Here is a 20,309-nt window from a genome sequence, read left to right as displayed (position 1 = left end):
CCCCACCACAGTGGAACCCCAACCGGGGCTTTTCGTACCGCGTCCCCGCCGCTCTCGCGCCGGGCACTTTTACTACGTTACCTCACCGTCTTCGCCGTGTCAAACCGTGTGTCCCGGTCTGTCATGCTTCGTACGGGTCAGCGCCGGCGCACTCACGCAGCAGCGAACCGCTGCGTCAGGTCGTCGGATTCAGCAGACCGGCCGCTGCGGTTTCCCGCAGTCTCGCCCGGTTCCCTGCCGGTCGTGAACCTTACCCGGTCGGCTTCGCCGCACCAAATCCGCCTCGCGGCCGATCCGGCGAGCCCCGCCCGGACCGCGTCTCCCAGAAGTGAACCCCTGCTTGACCCGGTTGCCATCCCGTTTCGGTGCTCTAGGACCTTCGTCCCGTTTGCCCCGTTCCGCGCTGGCAGAGAGAAAGTTACGCGTCTGCGGGTTTGATCGTCAAATCCACGGGTAGCGGCGCGCGTCACATTCGCACGTCCGACCGGTTTTCCCAGGTCAGAGCCGTTCCGTCAGCAGCAGGCGCTCGGCGACCATCACGCCAGGCCGTCCTGGTCCTCAGGAGCGGCGGTGATCAGGACGGCTGCCGCCGCCGGGCGGCGAGCCAGGCCCGGACGCCGAGAACACCGGCGGTGGTGCCGATGGCCAGGGACGCGGCGATCAGCAAGACGTGCACCCACAGAAAGCTGGTGGCCGGGCCGTCGGCCACCGTGCCGGACGCCCAGGACCGCGGGTCCTGCCAGATGGCGACCGCGAACCTCGGCCAGATCACCCAGGTCCAGACGCCGACTCCGACCAGGAAGAGGCTCCACCCTCGCGACAGCACCATGGCAGCCGAGTATGCCAGCGCGCCTGGTCACCGTGCCCGCGCCGGCGCGCAACCGGGCGGCGGCGCGAACGCCGGGCGGACCGCCCCACACCTCGGCAGGAGCGCTGCCGCGTGGAGCCCAGGCTGTTTCCGGCGTCAGCGGGATGGGCACTGCGAAGGGGGACAGCTGAGGACGACCACCCCCTCGGTCACCCCTCCGGAGGATCAGGAGGGTGGGCACGACGGCCCGGACGCCCCCGGCCCGGGTACGCCCGTCGACCTGGTGGGTTATCAGGTGCAGGCGAGCGACGGGCGTATCGGCACCATCGACGAGACGAGCGACGAGGCGGACGCCGGACACCTGGTGGTCGACACCGGGCCATGGATCTTCGGCCAGAAGGTGTTGCTACCGGCCGGGACGGTCGACCGGGTGGATCACCAGGAACGCGTCGTGCACGTCGACCGGACCCGCCAGCAGATCAAGGACGCGCCACCGTTCCATCCGGTTTCGGCCGACCAGGAGTACCGGGAACGCGTCGGCGCCTACTACGCCGACAGCTACCTTCCGCCTCCCGGCGGCATCCCGCGGGTAATCTGAAGCCGTGGTCCGGACGGGCAACTGCGCATCCGAGGCGGTCGACCTGTTCGACGGCCGCTTCGTCGGTGCCGTGCCCGAGATCCCGACCAGCTCCGGCGACGGCCGTGAGCAACTTCTGAACGTCCTCCGTGCCGGTGGTCTGCGGTTTCGCGCCGGCGCGCGATGGCGGGCGACTCGCTGAGTCGATCCCGCTGACCGAGCAGGGCTGAGCCAGCCCTGCTTCGGCGCGCGCCCATGCGTGACCCACCTTCGGATACGAGAGGCACCACCATGTCCGTCGCACGAATGCTCACCGGCGACCGGCCCACCGGCCGCCTGCACCTCGGCCACTACGTCGGCAGCATCGCCAACCGGGTACGGCTGCACCGGCGCTACGAGAGCTTCTTCATCATCGCCGACCTGCACATGCTCACCACCCGCAACCGCCGGGAGGACATCGACCGGGTCTCCGGCAACGCCCGCGAGATGGTGACCGACATCCTCGCCGCCGGCGTCGACCCGGACCGGGCCACGTTCTATCTCCAGTCGGCCATCCCCGAGGTCGGCGACCTCAACACCCTCCTGCAGAACCTGGTGACCGTCCCCCGGCTGGAACGGGTGCCCTCGCTCAAGGACATGGCCCGCGACGCCGGCAAGGAGGAGATGCCGTACGGGCTGTTGGGTTATCCGGTGCTCCAGGCCGCCGACATCCTCTGCGTGAAGGGGGAGGTGGTTCCGGTCGGCCGGGACAACGCCGCACACGTCGAGGTGACCAGGGAGATCGCCCGGCGGTTCAACCACCTGTACGGCCCCGTCTTCCCGGTGCCCGAGTTGATCCCGGCGGACACGCCGAGCCTGGTGGGGACCGACGGCACCGCCAAGATGAGCAAGAGCCGGGGCAACTCGATCGCGCTCTCCGACGACGCGGCGACTGTGCGTCGCAAGGTGCTCGGCATGTACACCGACCCGAACCGGGTGCGGGCCGACGTGCCGGGGACTGTGGAAGGCAACCCGGTGTTCGCGTACCACGAGGTTTTCAATCCGGACCGCGACGAGGTGACCGACCTGGCCCGGCGGTACCGGGCCGGGCGGGTGGGTGACGTGGAGGTCAAGGAACGGCTGATCGTCGCGCTGGAGGGGTTCCTGGCGCCGATCCGGCAGCGCCGGGCCGAGATCGAAGCCGACCGGGGCCTGGTCGACCGACTGATCGTCGAGGGTACGGAACGGACCCGCCAGGAGGTACGCCAGACGGTGCTCGAGGTACGCCGGGCGATGGGGCTGACCGGCGCGTACCAGCAGATGCGACGGCGGGCTGAGCGAAGCCGGCGCCGGACGGACGCCTCGACCTGAGGCCGGGGCGTCCGGTCGGCGGCAGGGCGCCGGGTCCGCTGCGACACCATCGGGGTCTCAGCGGATCCGGACGTCAGCCAGGTCCAGGGTGATCGGCGTCCAGGAGAGGTCCGGGGTGCGGTCCTCCTGGCGGATGTGGATCCGGCGTCGCGTCGGCACGACCAGCCCGTCGACCTCGGTCGCCCCGCTGACGTGGTGCGCGACCGGGGAGGAGCCGTTGACCACCGGCTGGTAGTCCATGCGCCGCAGCAGCCCGCCGTCGTCGAAGTAGTACAGCTGGGTGTCGCTGTGGGTGTGCACGCTCTCGGGGTACGTGACGCGCAGGACGCGCCAGGACTCGCCGTCCTCCTTCCACGGCTCGACCTCGTGCGCCTCCACGCCTGGCCAGGTGAACAGGAACGGCTCGACGAGGTAGTGCCAGGTGGCGTAGCCACGGAAGTAGGCCGCCTGGGCGAGCGTCCACTGGCTCTCCCCGGTGTAGCCGGCAAAGCTGGCCCGAGGGTTCGTCAACTCGTCGATCAGGCTGCCGTCCGCCGCGGTGACGGTGACCCGGTCGGTGTCGCTGTCGTACTCGGTGACCTGGCCGGTGCCCTCCTGGACGTGGCGGATCCGTTCCCGGTGCAGGTCGGCCTCGACAAGTTCGGTGCTGTCGAAGTCGGGGCGGCCCTTGAACGCCCAGAACGGGCCGCCGTAGGTGAGCCGGGTGGTGAGGGTCGACGCGGTGTTCCAGCGATCAAGGCCGCCGTGACGCTCGATCACCTTGGCGAGCAGTGCATCCATTACGCGCTCCTAAGTTAGGACTAGACAGTCCGACGTTAGCACTGTTCGGTGGACGCCCACTACGATGGCGGTGTGACTCAGCGGACTTACCAGGACGCCTGCGGGGCGGCGCGCACGATGGACATCGTCGGCGAGCGCTGGGCTCTGTTGATCGTCCGAGAGTTGGTGTTCGGCCCGAAGCGTTTCGGCGATCTGCGGGCCGGGCTGCCGAAGGCCAGCCAGAACGTGCTCAGCCAGCGACTGCGGGAGCTGGAGCAGTCCGGCATCGTCCGGCGGGTGCAGCTCGGGCCGCCGGCAAGCGTGCACGCGTACGAGCTGACCGAACGCGGCCAGCAACTGGAACCGACACTGATCGAGCTGTCGCGGTGGGGCGCCGGCCTGCCCGCGGAGCCGGACGTCGAGATGAGCACTGACGCGTTCATGCTGTTGCTCAAGGCTCTCTATCGACCACCGACCGACGCGCCGGTGACGGCTCGACTCCGGTTGCAGGTGGGCACCGACGCCTTCGAGGTGGGGGTGTCTCCGAGTGGGATCGACGTCGCCCGTGGCCGGTCGGGCCCTGTCGACGTCACTGTCACCGGCACTGTCAGAGCACTGCGGGACCTGATGTTCGGCGGCACGCCGCTGCGATCGGCGGTATCGGCGGGCGAAATCGACGTGCACGGCGACATCCGAGCGGCCGAGCGGTTCTTCCTGCTCTTCGGAGCGACGCCCGACGAGTAGACCGGATGAAGCTCACAGCAGCTTCGCGGCTTCGGTGTGGCCAAGGCCGAAAAAGATCTGCCCGCGCCGTGTCGATATCACCGGCCCGTGTTCGTCGTCATGCTGTACGGCGACCCGCCGCACCGAGAGGAGCCGAAACGTGAAGTACATGCTGCTGTTCATGAGCCCCATGGTTGACGGGGAGGTCGTCGACAACGGGTGCAGCTTCGAGGACTGGATCCGCTACGACCGGGAGATGAAGGACGCCGGGGTCTGGGTCTCCGGGCACCCCTTGCAGGACCTGACCACCTGCACCACGGTGCAGGTCGGTCCGGACGGCGAGCGCACGATCACCGACGGGCCGTTCGCCGAGACCCGAGAGCTGCTCGGCGGGTACGACGTCATCGACGTGCCGGACCTCGACGCCGCGCTGGACTGGGCGGCCCGCAGCCCCGGGGCCATCGGCACCGGATCGGTCCAGGTCCGTCCCATCTTCGAGATCGACATGCAGGGGTGACAGTGCCGGCTGAGGGGGCAGCCGTCGGGTCGTCGGTGGAGGCGGTGTTCCGGGAGGAACGCGGCCGACTGCTCGCCTCGCTCGTGCGCCGCTTCGGCGACCTCGACCTGGCCGAGGAGGTCACCTCCGAGGCCATCGAGGCGGCGCTGACGCACTGGCCGACCGACGGCGTCCCGAGCCGGCCGGGGGCCTGGCTGCTCACCACTGCTCGTCGTCGGGCCGTGGACCGGCTGCGTCGGGACCGGGTGCTGGCGACCCGGCTCGCCGTACTGCAGGCGGAGGCCGAGCGGGCCGATCACGCGCCGCCCGCCGACGCGGACCGCGACCTGCCCGACGACCGGTTGGCGCTCTTCTTCACCTGCGCGCACCCGGCGCTGGCCGCGCAGGATCGCGGCGCGCTCACCCTGCGGTTCCTGGCCGGCCTCACCACCACCGAGGTCGCGCGGGCCTTCCTGGTGCCGCCCGCCACCATGGCCCAACGACTCGTCCGCGCCAAACGGAAGATCCGCGACGCACGCATCCCGTTCCGGGTGCCGGGGCCCGACGAGCTGCCCGGTCGGCTGCCCACGGTTCTCCAGGCCGTCTACTCGGTCTTCACCGAGGGGTACGCGGCCAGCACCGGCCCGGATCTGCAACGGATCGACCTGGCCGAGGAAGCCATCCGGCTGGGCCGGATCCTGCGGCGGCTGCTGCCGGCCGAGCGGGAGGTCGCCGGGCTGCTCGGCCTGATGCTGCTGGTCCACGCCCGACGGGACGCGCGTACCGGGCCGGACGGCGCCATGATCCTTCTCGACGACCAGGACCGGGGACGCTGGGACCGTCAAATGATCGAGGAGGGGCGCGGCCTGGTGGTGGTCGCGCTGACCGGCCGAGCGCCCGGCCCGTACGGCGTGCAGGCCGCCATCGCCGCGCTGCACGACGAGGCCGCCGACGTGGCCAGCACCGACTGGCCGCAGGTGGTGGCCCTCTACGACGTGCTGCTCGGCCTGGTGCCCTCACCGATCGTGGCGCTCAACCGGGCCGCCGCGGTCGCCATGCGGGACGGGCCGGCGGCGGGGCTCGCGCTGCTCGACGAGTTGGCCGACGAGCCTCGGCTGCGCGGCCACCACCCCTATCCGGCGGCGCGGGCCGACCTGCTGCGTCGGCTCGGCCGGTACGACGAGGCCGCCGCCGCGTACCGCAGCGCGTTGACGCTGGTCGGCACCGAACCGGAGCGCGCGTACCTGCTCAGTCAGCTGAGAGCCGTCACGACCGAGTGAGCTGTACCCTTCCCGGGTGAGTCTGCCTCTGCCTCCCGGGCCGTTCGCCGCGTACCTGTTCGACTGCGACGGCACCATCGTCGACTCGATGCCGCTGCATTACCTGGCCTGGCAGCGGGCCCTTGAGGAGTGGGGCTGCGAGTTCCCCGAGGACCTCTTCTACGCCTGGGGTGGGCGGCCCACCGCCGACATCATCGTCACGCTGAACGAGCAGCAGGGTCTGGCCATGCCGGTGGCGGCCGTCGTCGAACGCCGGGAGAGCTACTACCAGGAGTTGCTACCGCAACTCGCCGCCGTGCCCGACGTGCTGGCGCACATCCACGACGCGCACCGGCGGGTCCCGTTCGCCGTCGTCTCCGGCAGCACCCGCGCATCGGTCACCGCCTCCCTGGACGCGCTCGGTCTGCTGGACCGGTTCGACGTGCTGGTCTGCGCCGACGACTACACCCGGGCCAAGCCCGACCCGGAGGCGTTCCTGCTCGCGGCGGAGCAGCTCGGCGTACCCCCGGAGTCCTGCCTGGTCTTCGAGGACACCGACCTGGGCATCCAGGCAGCGACGGCGGCCGGCATGGCTTCGGTACGCGTGCCGCAACAGCGCACGCCCTGACGTCTCAGGCGACCGTCAGCAGGAGCTTGCCGGCGTAGGACGTCTGTAGGCGCTGGTGTGCGTCCCGCACCTTGCCCAGCGGGAACTTCTCCGCGACGTGCACCACGAACGGCCCCGCCTCGATGAGTTCGTTGAGGCGCTGCAACTGTCGAGGACTCGATTCGCCGTCGTACGCGCGGACCATGACGCCCGACCGCTCCTGCGGCTCCGGCCGCACCCCGTGGGCGAACGCGACGACCCCGCCGTCGGCCAGCGCCTCGGTCAGCCGGTCCAGCGTCGCGCCGCCGGCCATCGCCAGGATGGCGTTCACCCCGCCCGGCGCCGCGTCCCGGATCCGGGCCAGCACGTCGGTCATGTCGCCGTGGCCGTCGAGGGACACGTCGGCGCCGAGTCGGGTCACCAGCGCGACGCCGTCCGCCCCGGACGCCACGGCGATCACGTTCAGCCCCTGCCGCTTCGCCAACTGCACGGCCAGGTGGCCCTGACCGCCGCTCGCACCGAAGATCAGCAGCCAGGCGCCGGCCGACAGGCTGATCGCGTCGAGCCCGGCCAGCGCGGTCAGCGCGTCGGTGGGCATGGCACCGGCGTGTTCGGCAGGCACGCCGTCGGGCACCTTCGCCGCGTACTCCGCCTTGACCGACGCGTACTCGGCGTAGAAGCCGCCCTTCGGGCGAGCGGTGGCGGAGACGTAGACCAGGTCGCCCACCGCCAGGCCGGTCACCTTGCTGCCGGCCGCGATCACGGTTCCGGCGCCGTCGGAGCCGGGCACGATCGGGAGCGCCGAGCCCTCCGGCACCAGCACACCCTCGCGCTCGTACGCGTCCCACACCCCGACACCTGCGCTCAGGACCTTGATCAGCACCTCGTCGTCGGCGACCTGCGGGATCGGCAGCTTCCGCAGGGTGATCACCTCCGGCCCGCCGAACTCGTCGAAGGCCGCGGCCTGCATCCGCTCTGGCACATCCCCGTCAACCATGTGGCTTCCCTCTCCGTGCCGGCGTCACCGTCGCAGCATGCCGGCTCGGGAACAGGCGTGGCCCGGGGCCGAGCGTCGTTCACCCACAAGGACGAACGCCAGCGCTGGGTGGGCCTCGCCGGGCGTAGCCGGGTCAGGAGGTCTGCGGCTCCGGGCCACGAAGCGCCTGCTCGACGGCGTCGCGTACGCGGGCGTCCTCGCGCGCCTTGCTCTGCGCCCGGTTGCGGCGTCGGTACAGGTACGCCCCGACGAGCAGGGCGATCAGCACGACGAGCACCAGCACCAGCATCCAGGGCAGGGCCCAGCCGTGCGCGGTGACCTGGACCGGCTTGAGCGAGGTGGTGGAACCCGAGGCGTCGGTGAGCAGGGGTGTCACCGTCGCGGTCGCGGCCAGCGAGACGGCGGGAGCCACCCCGTGTACGGGCACCGTCACGTCCCAGCTCTCACCCGGAAGCAGCTCCGGCGGCGCGGCGACATCCTCGGCCCGCACCCGCAGCAGGCCGAACGGGCCCGAGACGGTCACCGCCTGCCTACCGGACAGGGCCGCGTTGCCGACGTTGTGGACCTTGTAGGTGATGGTGGCGTCACCCTTGCTGAACGGGTTGGTCGGCCCGGCGTACGTGACGTGGAGGTTCTCGATCGCGAGGTTCGGCTTCAGCTCGCCGCCCACCCGCAACTTGATCCGGATACCGAGGCGCCGGTCGACGTTGATCCCCTCAGCCTGGTCGGCCTGGGTCAGCGTGGTGAGGATGCCACCGACGTAGTCGCCGGGCGTGGCGTTCTCCGGAACGTTGACCTTGAAGGGGACCTGGGCGGTCTTTCCGGGCTGGATCACGACGCTGCCGGCGTTCGGCTTCACCCAGGCGCCGATCGCGATCGACTTCTTGTCCTTGGTGAGCAGGTCGAGCTGGCCGGCGTCGGTGGTGAAGCCGTCGGCCGCGTACACGGAGAGGGTCAGCGGCGCCGGGCCGCGGTTGGCCACGACCATGGCGTCCTCGACGGCACCGCCCGGGTTGACGTTGTAGCTGTAGCTGGACCGGGCCTCGCCGTAGCCGTTGGAGGCCGTCCGGACCGTCCAGGCGACGTTGCCGTCCGCCGCCAGGGCGGGACCGGCGCCGACACCGACGGCCGCGACGACGGCGAGCAGGGACAGTGCGGTCGTACGGAGGCGTGCGGTGGTCGTGGTCTTCCAGCGAGTTACGGACGGTTGCATCTCAAGTCCTTGTGGTGATCTTGGTAGTGGGTGAACCGGTGGCGGGGTAGGCCCCGAAGGTGCCTACCCCGCCGAGTGGAACAGTCCGGTCAGCTGCTCAGGGCAGTGATCGTGAGGGTGGTGCGGTAGCTGCCCTTCGCGATGCTGTCCGGGATCTTCAGATCCAGGTCAGCGCCGAGCTTGGCGCCACCACGCGGGTGACCCTGCGCGGCCGCGGCGAGCGCGCTGGAGACCGAGAGGCCCTTGCCCTGGTCGTCGAGCGACGACAGGACCGGGGCACCGGCCTCGGCGCCCGCGCCGGCGTCGAGCACGTACGGGTTCCAACCGAGGTAGGAGCCGGAGAACTTCTTGTCGGCGTCCTGGAAGTCGCCGACGTTGGCCGAGATCGACCACGGGGCGAGCGACCGGCGGCTGTCCGACACGAGGATCGGGTTGATCTTGCCGTTGGCCTGGAAGTAGGTGCCGTTGCGCTCCTGCGCGGTGCCCAGGTCGACCAGACCGTTGTAGCCGTCGATCGTCCAGCCGAACTCGCCCGGAGCCGGGTTCGGCACGTTGACCTGAATGGCCTGACCGTCACCGCTGTACGGGTGAATCGTGGTGTTGTCGACGATCGAGCCGACCGGCTGGCCGTCCGGGGTGTTGACGCAGGAGACGCCCTTCTCGACCGCCGCGTTCGGTGCCGCGCAGGTGCCGCTGCGAATGTTCTGCAGGACCAGCTTGTCCGCCTTGACCTGCACCTTGACGTAGCTGCGAACGTGCTCCTGGTTCTGCGCCGAGTTGAACCAGTAGTTGCTCGGGTTCAGCGGGTCCGGGCCGAGGCCCTCGACACCAGTGCCGGAGTTGTCGGGCTTCTTGATGTCGTAGTACTTCGAGCCGGAGGCCGAGTTCGCCGTCACGTAGATGACACCGCCCGGGCCGGGGAACACGTCGGCAGCACCCGGCTTCTCGGCCGGGTTCTCCTTCTGGCCGTTCTTGATGGAGTAGCTACGGGTGTAGACGTGGTCGTGACCCTGCAGCACCATGTCGATGCCGAGATCGGAGAACGCCGTCGTGAAGTCCTTCCGGCGGTTCTTGTTGTCCGCGTCGGTGGAGTGGCTCGCGGCCGAGTAGATCGCGTGGTGGTAGACGAGCACCTTCCACTTGGCCTCGGAGCCGTGCTTGTTGACGACGTCGGTGACGTACGAGACGTGCGCCGCGTCGCCACCGGGCGAGCCGTCGGCGGGGTTGACGTAGCTGTTGCTGTTGATGTCGATGAACAGCACGTCCTTGTAGATGTACCAGTAGTCGCCGCCGGAGCGGGTCGACTGGTCACCGTTGTAGTACTGGGCCGAACGGTCGGTGTTCGGGGTGAAGTGGTGCTGCTCCCAGGACTTGCCGCCGACGTCGTGGTTACCGATGGTCGCGGCCGTCGGGTACTGCCGAAGCTGCTCCGGGGAGAGGTACGCGTCCCACTGTGCCTCGTTGTTCGCGGACTCGACGTGGTCGCCGCCGGAGACCAGCAGCTCGGCGTTCGGGTTCGCCGCGGTGGCGACCTTCAGGGTTTCCGCCCAACCGGCCTGGTCCTTCGCGACGTCGCCGGAGGCGCCGATCTGGGGGTCGCCGAAGAACAGGAAGTCGTAGTCGCCCTCGAAGTCCTGCGTCTTGAAGGCGTACGCCGGGGACCAGCTGCCCTCGGCGCCGACCCGGTACGAGTACGCCGTGTTCTCACGCAGGTTGCTGATCGTGGCGTGCCGGTTGAAGCCGGTGGTGGAGGTGTTCGCCGCGCCGACGGCGTCGAAGCTGACCGCGCCGGCCGGGAACTCGCCGTTGACGATCTCGGCGGTCGGGGCGAGCTGGATCTTCTGCGCGGTGTCGGCGGAGGAGTACCAGCTCACGATGCGCTGGGTCTCGTTGGCGCCGACGCCGAGGACCACACCGGTGATCGTGGTGGACTCGGCCGCGCTCGCGGTGGCCGTCAGGCCACTGCCGAGGGCCGCGCCCAGGCCGAGGAACCCGGCTGCGACCCCGGCGACCAGGCGCCGCCGCACGAGCGCGGAGGCCCGTGTCGAGGTGCTCAATGTCATCGACATTGTTCCCTTTTCAAATAGAGAAATGGATTGTGCCTTCACCCGACGCTGGGGAAGCAATTCCACGCTTTCGCCGCCCGATGAACCGGCCATGAACGTGATCTTGCGAAAGACTGCACTCACGAACTACTTAGCTCTACTCATGATCCGGAAATGCGCTGCACAAACCAGATCAACCCCATAATGGACACGCCTGCGGAAACAGCTCCGGTCGCCCAGAGGCCGGCTTTCGGCGCACGACGGCGCAGCACGAACAGCAGCGGGAAGACGACAGCGATAATCGTCAACTGAACGACCTCGATGCCGACGTTGAACACCAGCAGCGACCACAGCAGGGTCCACGACCACGCCTCGTCGATACCCAGCGCGCCCGCGAAGCCGAGGCCGTGCACGAGGCCGAAGCAGAACACCACACTGAGGCGGATCCAGCCGGCCCGATCCAGGCTGAAATGGCCGCGCCCGGCCGTCTCCAGGTCGGCCGCGTGCTCACCACGCCGCCAGATCCCCCACAGGTGCCAACCGGCGACGACGGCGATCGAGAGCGCGATGATCGGCTCCACGATCACCCCCGGCACCTCGACCAGGCCGAGCGCGGCGAGCATGAACGTCACCGAGTGCGCCAGGGTGAAGCTGGTGGCCGCGAGCACGATCTCCCGAAGCCGCCGAGACCCGGCGATGAGCGCCAGCAGGAACAGGATGTGGTCGACCCCGGTCAGCAGATGCTCGGCGCCCAGGAGGAAGAACTCGCCGAACCGCTCGTACCAGGCCTGCGCGGTCGAGAAGGACGGGTTGGCGGCGTCGAGCGCCGCACTGCCCGAACGGCCGTCGATCTCGTAGGTGACTATCGTCTTCGTGCCCTTGACGTAGCCCTCACCATCAGGGAAGAGGCCGCTGCGCACCACGTGCTCGTCGGCCCGCTCCGGGCAGGTCCAGTCGAGCAGCAGGTCCGCGTACGGCACACCCTCGCGCTCGCCGACCGTCGCGTCACCCACCTGGGTCGGCCGGCAGGCCGCACCCCGGGAACTCACCGAGAACCGGTCGGAGACGTACCCGAGAACCGCCGACGCGTGACCCTTCAGTGCGGCGGCCTGGGCGGCGGTGTCGCCCGCCTCGAACGCGGCGGTCCCCGCCTGGAAGAGCGGGTCGTCGTCGCCGGCATCCGCGGCGGAAACGACGAGGAGGTCGTATTCGAGCTCCACCCCGGTCCGAATGTGACCCTCATCTCCCGCTGCAATTTTCGCGTACACGGTCGACGAGAAGCCGTGCGCGGACGCCGGTTCGGCGCCCAGAAACGGAACCACCGCTGCGGCGAACCCGACAGCGGCGACGATAACGGTGCGGCGGATGCGGCCTGACATTCGACTCCCTCGGTTGGCCAGTGCACGTTGCATGCCGTTGGTGAACACCAACCCGCGCACCGACGAACCGCCGGGGAACAACTTCCCCGAACGGCCGCCCACCGATTACCGGTGACCGGAATTGAGATAGGAATACGAAGAAGTACGCGCACTTTCCGCCACCACCCGGAGGACGATCACCTTGCGCCCCCCGCTTCGGGCCGTTGCCATGCTGGCCGTGACCGCCGCGCTGGTCACCGCCTGCAACTCCAGCGACGACTGGTCCGAGCCACGTCCGGCGCCCAGCGCCATCGGCACTCTCGGCCCGGGGTTCGTCGACCCCTCCACGAAGCCCGCGCCGGAGGCGACCATCACCCCGCGGCCCGGTTCGTGGGCCGACGTCCACCCGCCGAAGGACTACCGGGTCGTCCTGCTGACCAGCGGTACGGACAACGCGACCAAGGCCCTCGTGACGGCGGTGAAGGAGTGGGCCGACGACGAGCACGTCGACCTGAGGACCATCGTCGTCGGCAGTGCGCACGACACCGTTCCCAGCATCGCCAAGGCGATGGAGATGGGCCCGGACCTCATCGTCAGCGCGGGCAACGACCTCATCGACGGCCTCGCGCTGGTCACCCCGAACCACCTGGACGAGAAGTTCCTCGTGGTCGGCGCGGAACTCGCCGAGCCCACCTACAACGTCACAGCTGTCGACTGGGACGGCGCGTCGTTCCGTGGCGAGGGGCTCGGCATGTCCTCGACGTACGACCCGAACTCGTTCACCGCGGACCGGTGCGCGGCGGCCATCCGGGCGGGCGTGGCCGCGGTCCTCAACGACCTGACCGGGCTCGTGGTCTGGCTCTGACGCTCGGCTCCGCCGCGCAGCCGCGCGACCCGGTGCGGAGGCTGTGTGCCTCCGCACCGGGCCTGCGGGTCACCCGGTGGAACAGGTGGGAGTCATCCCCGCACCGGTGCCGCTGCCCTGGTAACCGAACTCGGTCGACTGCCCGGCTGCGATGGCGCCGTTGTAGGCGACATTGGTGAACTGGACGGTCCCGGTGCTGCCGCTCCGATTGGCGCTCCAGATGCTGGTGATGCTGGCACCCGACGGCAGAGTCATGGTTACCGTCCAACCGTTTACCGGCGCGGTGCCGGCGCTCACCCGCACCGTGGCGACGAAACCGCCCGTCCACTGGTTGACCGACACCGTCGCCGCACAGCCACCGGTCGGGGGCGGCGTGGTCGGGGGCGGCGTGGTCGGGGGCGGCGTGGTCGGGGGCGGCGTGGTCGGGGGCGGCGTGGTCGGGGGCGGCGTGGTCGGGCCGTCAGCCAGGACCGGCGTCGGCCAGTCCCGCCAGTCGGCCAACCGGCCGAGCGCCCTGCTGGAAATCCGGATCACGCCCGGCTCGTTGCCCGTCTTCAGCAAAAACTTGCGGATGTTGTTCTGCAGAGGGGTACGCCACTCGGGGCGGTTGGCGCAGTGGCTGCCGTCCTGCACGTCGGACCAGTAGGTGATGTTGTCGCCGGCGCCGAGCGCCTGGTAGACCTCGGCGCCGCCCAGGGCCGCGACGCTCGCCGACCGGGGGCCGAGGTTGGCGATGTGTGGGTTGTCCATGATGAACAAGCCGCGCGGTGCCACCATCGCGACCATCTCGTGGGTGTCCACCGGGAGCCGGTTCGGGCTGCCGGTGAAGGAGCCGAACGCGTCACCCAGCCAGGGTTGCTCCCCGTACGCGCTGCTCAGGCTCTGCGCGCCCTCACCCGGGATCCCCCGGAAGATGGGGACGCCCGCGCTGCCCGACTCGATCGGCATGGTCAGGGCGATGCGCTGGTCGAACACGCCGATCGCGAAGGCGCCCTTGCCGTAACGGGAGCAACCGGTGACGCCCATCGCGTCGGCCTTGAGGATCCTGCCGTCGGACTGCTCGATGACGTCGATGATCCGGCTGACGCCCCACCCCCAGGCGGCGAGCAGTCCGGTGCTGCTCGATGAGCCGTAGATGCTGTAGAACGCGCCCTGCTTGTTGGTCCGGGGAGTGCCCTCGCGGCCGACTGCCAGCGGGTCGTAACTGATCACGGCAGCGCCGGCGGCCTTGATGGTGGCCGTGTCGGCGCCGAACCCGCCGACGACCACGACGGCGGGGAAGGGACCGGTGCCGCTCGGCAGCTCGACCCGCGCCGAGAAGGTGGAGCTCCTGCCGTTGTGTGCCACGTTGACGGTGACGGTGCTGTTGGAGACCGTCCCCGTGACCGTCGCGGGCTTGGCGGGCTTCTCGCCAAAGACGAACTTCTCGGCGAGTTCCTTGATCTCCGCCCGCCGGCAGCGCCAGTCGGACCTGGCGGTGATGGTCGTTCCGTTCAGCTTCTTGAAGGGATCGGGAAGCTTGGCGTTGGTGGGCAGCGAGCCCAGGTCCGGCAGACCGGACACGGCGCAGTCGACGCCCTCGTCCTCCACTGCCGCAGCCAGCGTACCCATGGCGGCTTGCGCATTCGTCGTTCGTGTCACTACCGATACCGATCCGGCGACAGTGAGCGCCGCCAGCGCCAGCACGACGACCAGGAACCGGGTCCTGGAACGGCCCGAGGGGATGGTCACTAGAGGTCTCCTTCCGAGGTGGTGGTTTACAGGAAGGGACGAAGCGAGATCGATGATCACGATTGCCAGCCACGTCAAGCCTGGGCCGACTCATTGCAGAGTGTCAATGTTTTTCCGAAAGTTTCGACCCCATCTTGTCGAAACCTTTCGACGCCAACGCCCGGCTCGACGGCCGGCATCAGGTCCGCGCCGAACACCGACGGCACGATCGTGGCCCGCTGTCGACGCGACGGTAAGGAGATCGGCACCTCGGACAGCCCGTGGGCCGAGTTCGCAGTCACGCAGACGATCCAGCGGGCCTACCGGATCGTCTGACGCGTTGCCCGGTCCGGGGTGGCTGCCGCTGGAGCCGCCGCCCCGGACCGGACCTCACTGCCTCAGGCGGTCAGGGCGCCGTCGATGGCGATGGACGCGCCGCTGATGAAGGTGGCCTCGTCGCTGAGCAGGAACGCGGTGAGCGCGGCGACCTCGTCGGAGGTTCCGGCTCGTCCGGTCGGCTGCGCCGACAGGTAGCGCTCCGCGATCTCCGGGGCCTGGCTGACCACGCCCTGCCAGAGCGGGGTGTCGATCAGGCCGGTGACCAGGGCGTTGACCCGTACACCGGAGCGCGCCACGTCCAGGGCCGCCGAGCGCGTCAGACCGATGACCCCGTGCTTCGCCGCGTTGTAGGCGGCCTGGGTCCCGTCGCCCTTCACGCCGGAGACCGAGGCGTTGTTGACGATCGCGCCACCGCCGGAGGCGATGATCGCCGGCAGCTCGTACTTGAGGCCGTAGAAGACGCTCGTCAGGTTGAGGGCGAGCGACCGGTGCCAGTTGTCGCTGTCGGTCTCGCGCACGCTGGCCATCGGACCACCGCCGGCGTTGTTGAACGCGCCGTCCAGCCGCCCGTACTCAGTCACCGCGGCGTCCACGAGCCGCGCCATGTCCTCCTCGACCGTCACGTCGGTCGGCAAGAACAGGGCACTGCCGCCCGCGTTCCTGATCTGCGCGACGACTTCCTCGCCCCGGTCCTTGTCCCGGGCGCCGATGACGACGCGGGCTCCTTCCGTGGCCGCCCGCTGGGCGAACGCCAGGCCCATGCCCTGCGTGCCGCCGGTCACGACCAGCACCTTTGCTTCCAACCGTCCAGACATCTCGTCTCACATCCACTTCGACTGGTGAGCCGCCACGGGGCCCGCAGGGCTCTTCGTGAGACGGAACGCTAGCTTTTTCTGGAACGTTCGACAAAGTAACGACACTCACAGTCGACCCCTCCGCAGGCGCGACTTCCTCTTGATTGCTCGACACAATCCGGCAAAGGAGCTGATTTGGCCGTCCGAAACACCTCGGACGCCGCTGTAACCGCAGGCACATTCTTTGGTGTCCGTTCCATAAAGTAGTTAGCGTTGGGCGAGTCGCTCGAATCCGCCTAAACCACTCTTAAGGAACAGTCATGCCCACAGGTCGCACCGCCCCCGAGTCCCAGCGGTGGAAGGCCCTGTTGTTCATCTCCATCGCTCAACTGATGGTGGTGCTCGACGGGGCGGTCATGAACATCGCGCTCCCCTCGGCGCAACAGGCGCTGCACTTCACCGACGGGAGCAGGCAGTGGGTGGTGACCGCGTACGGTCTGGCCTTCGGCGGTCTGCTGCTTGTCGGTGGCCGGATCGGTGACATGGTCGGGCGCAAGCGCACCTTCCTGATCGCGCTGGCCGGCTTCGCGATCGCCTCGGCCATCGGCGGCCTGGCCGTCAACGCCGCGATGCTGCTGCTCGCCCGGGCACTCCAGGGTGTGTTCGCGGCCCTGCTCGCGCCGGCCGCGCTCTCGTTGCTCTCCCTGTCCTTCATCCAGCCGAGGGAACGCGCGAAGGCGTTCGGCGTGTTCAGCGCGGTCTCGATCGCCGGCGGCGCTGTGGGCCTGATCGTGGGAGGGCTGCTCACCCAGTACCTGAACTGGCGCTTCGCGATGTTCGTCCTCGTGCCGATCGCGGTCATCGGGATCCTGGGCGCCAGTCGCACAGTCCACGACGACGGCGAGCGGCACCGCGCGCGACTCGACCTGCCCGGCGTACTGCTGGCCAGCTCCGGACTCGTCGGCCTCGTCTACGGGTTCGGTGTCGCCGAGAGCCGCGGATGGTCGGCGGGGGTGACCATCGGGTCGTTCACCGCAGGGGTGCTGCTGCTGGCGACCTTCGTCGTGGTGCAGGCGCGGGTCACGTCCCCGCTGTTGCCACTGCGCGTCCTGACCGAACGCAACCGGGCCGCCGCGTACCTCTCGGTGGGCCTTGCGATCGTCAGCATGTTCGGGATGTTCCTCCTGCTCAGTTACTACTTCCAGCAGGTGAAGGGATGGTCGCCGGTGCTGGCCGGATTGGCTTTCATGCCGATGGCAGTGCCGCAGGCCATCGGTGCCACGCAGATCGGCGCCCGACTCGCGCACCGGATCGCACCCCGGCCGATCATGGTCGGCGGGTACCTCGTCACAGCGGTCGGTCTGGTGCTGCTGGCTTCGCTCGACGCGGACAGCGGCTTCCTGGAGATCGCGTTCGCCGAAGCGGTGATCGGGCTCGGCATCGGCACGGCGTTCATGCCCGCGATGAGCATTTCCACCCACGGCGTCGAGCCCAAGGACGCCGGTGTCGCCTCCGCGATGATCAGCTCGTCGCAGCAGGTCGGCGGGTCGATCGGCACCGCGCTGCTCAACACCATCGCGACCAGCTCGGCCGCCACCTACCTGGTCTCGCACGGTGGCCCGGCGGCGCAGGCCCAGGAGCGGAACGAGGCGCTGATGCACGGCTACTCGGTCGCGTACTGGGTTGCCGTCGGATTTGTGGTCGCGGCGGCACTGGTCTCGGTGGCCATGGTGAACGCCGGCGCCCCGAAGCACGTCCCGGCCCCGACGGACACCCTCGGAGACGTCACTCCGGTGCCCGTGCACTGATCGCTGTCGCGCCTGTCGATCCGGCGCGGTGACCGAGGACACGGTGCACCGATTCCGCCGAGAGGGTGGAATCAGAGGTGTGAGCAGAGAAGGCACCGGCGAGTGACGTCGTGAGGTCCACTCTTTCGACCCGCGATCCGGGTTCGTCCAGCGCTGGCACGACGCCCGCGGCGATCGAATCGATTCCGGCGACGCCCGCCCAGCGGCAGCGCTGGGCGGTGCAGGCGATGGCTGTCGCGCCTGACGACCAGGTGCTGGAGATCGGCTGCGGTCGGGGCGGTGCCGTCTCCCTGGTCGCCGGGCAACTCGCCACCGGTCGGATCGTCGCCATCGACCGCGCCGCAACGATGGTGCGGCTCGCGACCGAACGGAACCTGAGCCACATCGACGCCGGCAGAGCCGAGATCCGGCAAGCAGGGTTCGAGTCGGCCGACCTTCCGACCGGCCACTTCACCAAGATCTTCGCGGTGAACGTCAGCCTCTTCTGGTTGGGCGACGCGGCGCAGCAGATAGCTCGGATACGCAGCCTGCTGGCGCCGGGAGGACGGCTCTACGTCTTCGGCGAGCGACCCACCGAAGCGCACGCCACCGCGAACCTCACAGCGACCGAAACACTGCTCGAGACCCACCGTTTCGCCACGACCACATCGAGCGCCACCCGTGGTCGGGGCCAGGTGCTGACCTGTGTCACCGGCACGCCGATCCGGTGAGCATGGGCTGATCGCAGCGTTGACATGAGCCGGGCGGGCTCGGCGTGACGCCGAGCCCGCCCGTTCCGGGTCAGTCGAGCTTGATCAAACAGGGTCAGCGCTGCAGGGTCAGCAGACCCGGCCGGTACGGCAGCAGGCCGTAGTCGACGCCGTCGGAGCTGGGGGAACGCCCCTGGTAGAGCAGTTGCAGGTTGCAGGCGTCGACGGTCATCGTCTGGTCGGCGTTGGTGCGCAGCAGCTCACCGTGGCTGATGTCGTTGGTCCAGGTCGCGCCGCTGTTGACCTTGCCCGCGAACGGGTTGCTCTGGGACGCGGCCTGCGGGGTCCACGAACCGTTCAGGCTGGTCGCCGTGAACGAACGGAAGTAGCGGCCCGTCGAGCCGATCGCCTCGACGATCATGAGGTACTTGTTCAGACCCTGCAGCTTGTAGAGCTGAACGGCCTCGAACAGGTTGTTCGTGGTGTCGCTCATGATGGTCGTGTAGCTGCTGCCGAAGTTGCCCGGGAAGTTCCCGATCGGCATGCTGGCCCGGTAGATCTTGCCGTTGTCTCCGGCGAAGAACAGGTACATGTTCGTACCGTCACCGATGAGAGCCTGATCGATCGGACCGGTACCGGAGCCGGTAATGCTTCCGGTGAACAGCGTCTGCGGCGACGACCATCCGTTCGGGTTGGTCGGGTCGGACGAGGTCCGGTAGGAGAACGCCGGTCCACCCCACTGGTAGGCGAGCACCCAGATGTTCTTCGGCGCGAAGTAGAACAGCGACGGCGCGACAGTGCCGGAGTTCATCGCGTTCTGGCTGGCCGAGCCCATCTGCGAGTAGTTCGAGAAGAGGCTGAAGTTCATCGAGCCCCAACTCGACCCGAAGTCGTGCGTGGTGGCGTAGACCAGTTGCTGGCCGTTGTACGGGGCGACGGTGAAGTCCTTCAGCGACACCCAACCCGACCTCGGGTTCGCCAACACTCCACTGGAGGACCACCGGTACGTCGAGGGAAGGTCGCACGTGCCGCCCGGCGGCGGAGTCGTCGTCGGCGGCGGCGTGGTTCCGTCGACGCGGACGAACTGCCACTGCTGGTTGGCGCCGTTCCAGTCGTCGTACTGCACGATGTTTCCGCCGTCGGCGGTCGAGGCGCCCTGCACCTCCATCACCTTGTTGCTGTTCCGGTTGATCAACCGGACGTAGCCGCTGTCCGAGTCGGCGAGCCGGAACTGCTGGTTGGTGCCGTTGAGGTCACTCCACTGCACGATGCTGCCACCGTTGGCGGTCGAGCGGCCCGAGACGTCCAGCACCTTGCCGGACAGCCGCGACTTCACCCGGTAGTAGCCACCACCGGAGTCGACGAACTGCCACTGCTGCTGGTTGCCGTTGTTGCGGGCCCACTGGGTGATCCGGGCACCGTCATTCGTGGCCAGGTTGTAGACGTCCAGGGCCTTGCCGCTGTTGCGGTTGACCAACACGTACCACGCGTTCGTGTCGACCGACGCCGCAGCGGCGGGAGACGACACCACCGCTACGGCGGCGCCACCGACCATCAGCGCCGCCGCGCTGGCGGCGAGAAGGCGGGGCAACCACCAACGCCGCCGCGGCGGCGTTGCGATCGATGGAGACCTATCGAGGGCAGACATGATCCTCCTCCAGTGACCAAGAGCCGAACGGCCTGCCCGAGGGTGGGCGTACCGCGACGCGTGGCCGAGCGCGCAGGCGTCAGAGAGTTAGCGTTAACAAGACGCCGGCGAGCAGTAGCGCACGCCTGATTCGAGATCGACGAAGCAGGGCTTGCCCGGAAAGCCAAGGTGTCGTCGTCCTTAGGCATCGACTGTGAGCGATAACATGCCGTTCGTCAAGACGTAATGCGCTGGGAACATCTGCCGCTGCCGGGCTGCGGATCT

General features: G+C 69.1%; 20 protein-coding genes. 10 read left to right on the top strand and 10 right to left on the bottom strand.

Features of this window, described 5'->3' with window-relative positions:
* Nucleotides 1–574: 574 nt before the first annotated feature.
* The gene (locus tag PSH03_RS01315; RefSeq protein WP_238687998.1) at nt 575–829 is read right to left on the bottom strand and encodes an SCO4848 family membrane protein; all 255 of its coding nucleotides are present in this window, start codon (nt 827–829) and stop codon (nt 575–577) included.
* Between the two features lie 166 nt (nt 830–995).
* On the opposite strand from PSH03_RS01315, the gene PSH03_RS01310 reads away from it, so the two are divergent.
* The 3 genes from PSH03_RS01310 to trpS all read left to right on the top strand — a co-directional run bounded on the left by PSH03_RS01310 (nt 996) and on the right by trpS (nt 2,735).
* The gene (locus PSH03_RS01310) at nt 996–1,406 is read left to right on the top strand and encodes a PRC-barrel domain-containing protein (protein WP_372494698.1); all 411 of its coding nucleotides are present in this window, start codon (nt 996–998) and stop codon (nt 1,404–1,406) included.
* A gap of 4 nt (nt 1,407–1,410) precedes the next feature.
* Complete coding sequence (locus PSH03_RS01305) at nt 1,411–1,587, top strand: hypothetical protein (protein ID WP_210782583.1); 177 nt, start codon at nt 1,411–1,413, stop codon at nt 1,585–1,587.
* Between the two features lie 89 nt (nt 1,588–1,676).
* Entirely contained in the window at nt 1,677–2,735 is a 1,059-nt protein-coding gene (gene trpS, locus PSH03_RS01300; RefSeq protein WP_210782585.1) for a tryptophan--tRNA ligase, read from the top strand.
* Between the two features lie 57 nt (nt 2,736–2,792).
* On the opposite strand, the gene PSH03_RS01295 is transcribed toward trpS, so the two are convergent.
* A complete protein-coding gene (locus tag PSH03_RS01295; RefSeq protein ID WP_210782587.1) occupies nt 2,793–3,515 on the bottom strand; it encodes a hypothetical protein in 723 nt (240 codons plus the stop codon).
* Nucleotides 3,516–3,587: 72 nt separating this feature from the next.
* Here PSH03_RS01295 and PSH03_RS01290 point away from each other — a divergent pair, with 72 nt between their 5' ends.
* A complete protein-coding gene (locus tag PSH03_RS01290; protein ID WP_210782589.1) occupies nt 3,588–4,238 on the top strand; it encodes a winged helix-turn-helix transcriptional regulator in 651 nt (216 codons plus the stop codon).
* A 12-nt stretch (nt 4,239–4,250) separates the two neighbouring features.
* On the opposite strand, the gene PSH03_RS01285 is transcribed toward PSH03_RS01290, so the two are convergent.
* Nucleotides 4,251–4,400, bottom strand: a complete 150-nt coding sequence (locus tag PSH03_RS01285; protein WP_210782591.1) for a hypothetical protein — start codon at nt 4,398–4,400, stop codon at nt 4,251–4,253.
* Between PSH03_RS01285 and PSH03_RS01280 the strand changes: the two genes are divergently transcribed.
* The 3 genes from PSH03_RS01280 to PSH03_RS01270 are packed head-to-tail and all read left to right on the top strand — an operon-like array spanning nt 4,399 to nt 6,600.
* The gene (locus PSH03_RS01280; protein WP_238687996.1) at nt 4,399–4,734 is read left to right on the top strand and encodes a YciI family protein; all 336 of its coding nucleotides are present in this window, start codon (nt 4,399–4,401) and stop codon (nt 4,732–4,734) included. The genes PSH03_RS01285 and PSH03_RS01280 overlap by 2 nt on opposite strands.
* Before the next feature lie 2 nt (nt 4,735–4,736).
* Nucleotides 4,737–5,993: an RNA polymerase sigma factor gene (locus tag PSH03_RS01275; protein WP_238687995.1), complete on the top strand. Its 1,257-nt coding sequence runs from the start codon at nt 4,737–4,739 to the stop codon at nt 5,991–5,993.
* Nucleotides 5,994–6,009: 16 nt separating this feature from the next.
* The gene (locus PSH03_RS01270; RefSeq protein WP_210782593.1) at nt 6,010–6,600 is read left to right on the top strand and encodes an HAD family hydrolase; all 591 of its coding nucleotides are present in this window, start codon (nt 6,010–6,012) and stop codon (nt 6,598–6,600) included.
* 4 nt (nt 6,601–6,604) lie between these two features.
* On the opposite strand, the gene PSH03_RS01265 is transcribed toward PSH03_RS01270, so the two are convergent.
* From PSH03_RS01265 to PSH03_RS01250, 4 genes are all read right to left on the bottom strand, one after another.
* Entirely contained in the window at nt 6,605–7,576 is a 972-nt protein-coding gene (locus PSH03_RS01265; RefSeq protein WP_238687994.1) for a quinone oxidoreductase family protein, read from the bottom strand.
* Nucleotides 7,577–7,709: 133 nt separating this feature from the next.
* Nucleotides 7,710–8,789, bottom strand: a complete 1,080-nt coding sequence (locus tag PSH03_RS01260) for a WxL protein peptidoglycan domain-containing protein (RefSeq protein ID WP_238687993.1) — start codon at nt 8,787–8,789, stop codon at nt 7,710–7,712.
* Nucleotides 8,790–8,878: 89 nt separating this feature from the next.
* Entirely contained in the window at nt 8,879–10,852 is a 1,974-nt protein-coding gene (locus PSH03_RS01255) for a purple acid phosphatase family protein (RefSeq protein ID WP_210782599.1), read from the bottom strand.
* A 143-nt stretch (nt 10,853–10,995) separates the two neighbouring features.
* Nucleotides 10,996–12,213, bottom strand: a complete 1,218-nt coding sequence (locus tag PSH03_RS01250; RefSeq protein WP_210782602.1) for a HupE/UreJ family protein — start codon at nt 12,211–12,213, stop codon at nt 10,996–10,998.
* Between the two features lie 181 nt (nt 12,214–12,394).
* Between PSH03_RS01250 and PSH03_RS01245 the strand changes: the two genes are divergently transcribed.
* Complete coding sequence (locus PSH03_RS01245) at nt 12,395–13,057, top strand: type 1 periplasmic-binding domain-containing protein (RefSeq protein WP_238687992.1); 663 nt, start codon at nt 12,395–12,397, stop codon at nt 13,055–13,057.
* Between the two features lie 69 nt (nt 13,058–13,126).
* Here the strand turns inward: PSH03_RS01245 and PSH03_RS01240 are convergent, their stop codons facing one another.
* Nucleotides 13,127–14,848 carry a glucuronyl esterase domain-containing protein gene (locus PSH03_RS01240; RefSeq protein ID WP_238687991.1) on the bottom strand — a complete coding sequence of 574 codons (1,722 nt, stop codon included), beginning with the start codon at nt 14,846–14,848 and terminating at the stop codon, nt 13,127–13,129.
* Nucleotides 14,849–15,165: 317 nt separating this feature from the next.
* Complete coding sequence (locus PSH03_RS01235) at nt 15,166–15,921, bottom strand: SDR family NAD(P)-dependent oxidoreductase (RefSeq protein WP_210782608.1); 756 nt, start codon at nt 15,919–15,921, stop codon at nt 15,166–15,168.
* 299 nt (nt 15,922–16,220) lie between these two features.
* On the opposite strand from PSH03_RS01235, the gene PSH03_RS01230 reads away from it, so the two are divergent.
* Both PSH03_RS01230 and PSH03_RS01225 read left to right on the top strand, forming a co-directional pair.
* On the top strand, nt 16,221–17,708 hold the full coding sequence (locus tag PSH03_RS01230; protein WP_238687990.1) for an MFS transporter: 1,488 nt from the start codon (nt 16,221–16,223) through the stop codon (nt 17,706–17,708).
* Nucleotides 17,709–17,935: 227 nt separating this feature from the next.
* Entirely contained in the window at nt 17,936–18,418 is a 483-nt protein-coding gene (locus PSH03_RS01225; RefSeq protein ID WP_238687989.1) for a class I SAM-dependent methyltransferase, read from the top strand.
* A gap of 94 nt (nt 18,419–18,512) precedes the next feature.
* On the opposite strand, the gene PSH03_RS01220 is transcribed toward PSH03_RS01225, so the two are convergent.
* Complete coding sequence (locus PSH03_RS01220) at nt 18,513–20,045, bottom strand: non-reducing end alpha-L-arabinofuranosidase family hydrolase (RefSeq protein WP_238687988.1); 1,533 nt, start codon at nt 20,043–20,045, stop codon at nt 18,513–18,515.
* Between the last annotated feature and the right edge of the window lie 264 nt (nt 20,046–20,309).

Source organism: Micromonospora salmantinae (assembly GCF_022230905.1).
GTDB lineage: Bacteria > Actinomycetota > Actinomycetes > Mycobacteriales > Micromonosporaceae > Micromonospora > Micromonospora salmantinae.
The sequence above is the reverse complement of the archived record's forward strand: the minus strand, read 5'-3'. Positions and strand labels throughout refer to the sequence as shown.

Excerpts from the sequence above, each read along its gene's own strand:
- PSH03_RS01315 (WP_238687998.1), bottom strand. The coding sequence starts at position 829 with ATGGTGCTGTCGCGAGGGTGGAGCCTCTTCCTGGTCGGAGTCGGCGTC.
- trpS (WP_210782585.1), top strand. The coding sequence starts at position 1,677 with ATGTCCGTCGCACGAATGCTCACCGGCGACCGGCCCACCGGCCGCCTG.
- PSH03_RS01295 (WP_210782587.1), bottom strand. The coding sequence starts at position 3,515 with ATGGATGCACTGCTCGCCAAGGTGATCGAGCGTCACGGCGGCCTTGAT.
- PSH03_RS01280 (WP_238687996.1), top strand. The coding sequence starts at position 4,399 with ATGAGCCCCATGGTTGACGGGGAGGTCGTCGACAACGGGTGCAGCTTC.
- PSH03_RS01285 (WP_210782591.1), bottom strand. The coding sequence starts at position 4,400 with ATGAACAGCAGCATGTACTTCACGTTTCGGCTCCTCTCGGTGCGGCGG.
- PSH03_RS01265 (WP_238687994.1), bottom strand. The coding sequence starts at position 7,576 with ATGGTTGACGGGGATGTGCCAGAGCGGATGCAGGCCGCGGCCTTCGAC.
- PSH03_RS01260 (WP_238687993.1), bottom strand. The coding sequence starts at position 8,789 with ATGCAACCGTCCGTAACTCGCTGGAAGACCACGACCACCGCACGCCTC.
- PSH03_RS01255 (WP_210782599.1), bottom strand. The coding sequence starts at position 10,852 with ATGACATTGAGCACCTCGACACGGGCCTCCGCGCTCGTGCGGCGGCGC.
- PSH03_RS01250 (WP_210782602.1), bottom strand. The coding sequence starts at position 12,213 with ATGTCAGGCCGCATCCGCCGCACCGTTATCGTCGCCGCTGTCGGGTTC.
- PSH03_RS01235 (WP_210782608.1), bottom strand. The coding sequence starts at position 15,921 with ATGTCTGGACGGTTGGAAGCAAAGGTGCTGGTCGTGACCGGCGGCACG.
- PSH03_RS01230 (WP_238687990.1), top strand. The coding sequence starts at position 16,221 with ATGCCCACAGGTCGCACCGCCCCCGAGTCCCAGCGGTGGAAGGCCCTG.
- PSH03_RS01225 (WP_238687989.1), top strand. The coding sequence starts at position 17,936 with ATGGCTGTCGCGCCTGACGACCAGGTGCTGGAGATCGGCTGCGGTCGG.
- PSH03_RS01220 (WP_238687988.1), bottom strand. The coding sequence starts at position 20,045 with ATGTCTGCCCTCGATAGGTCTCCATCGATCGCAACGCCGCCGCGGCGG.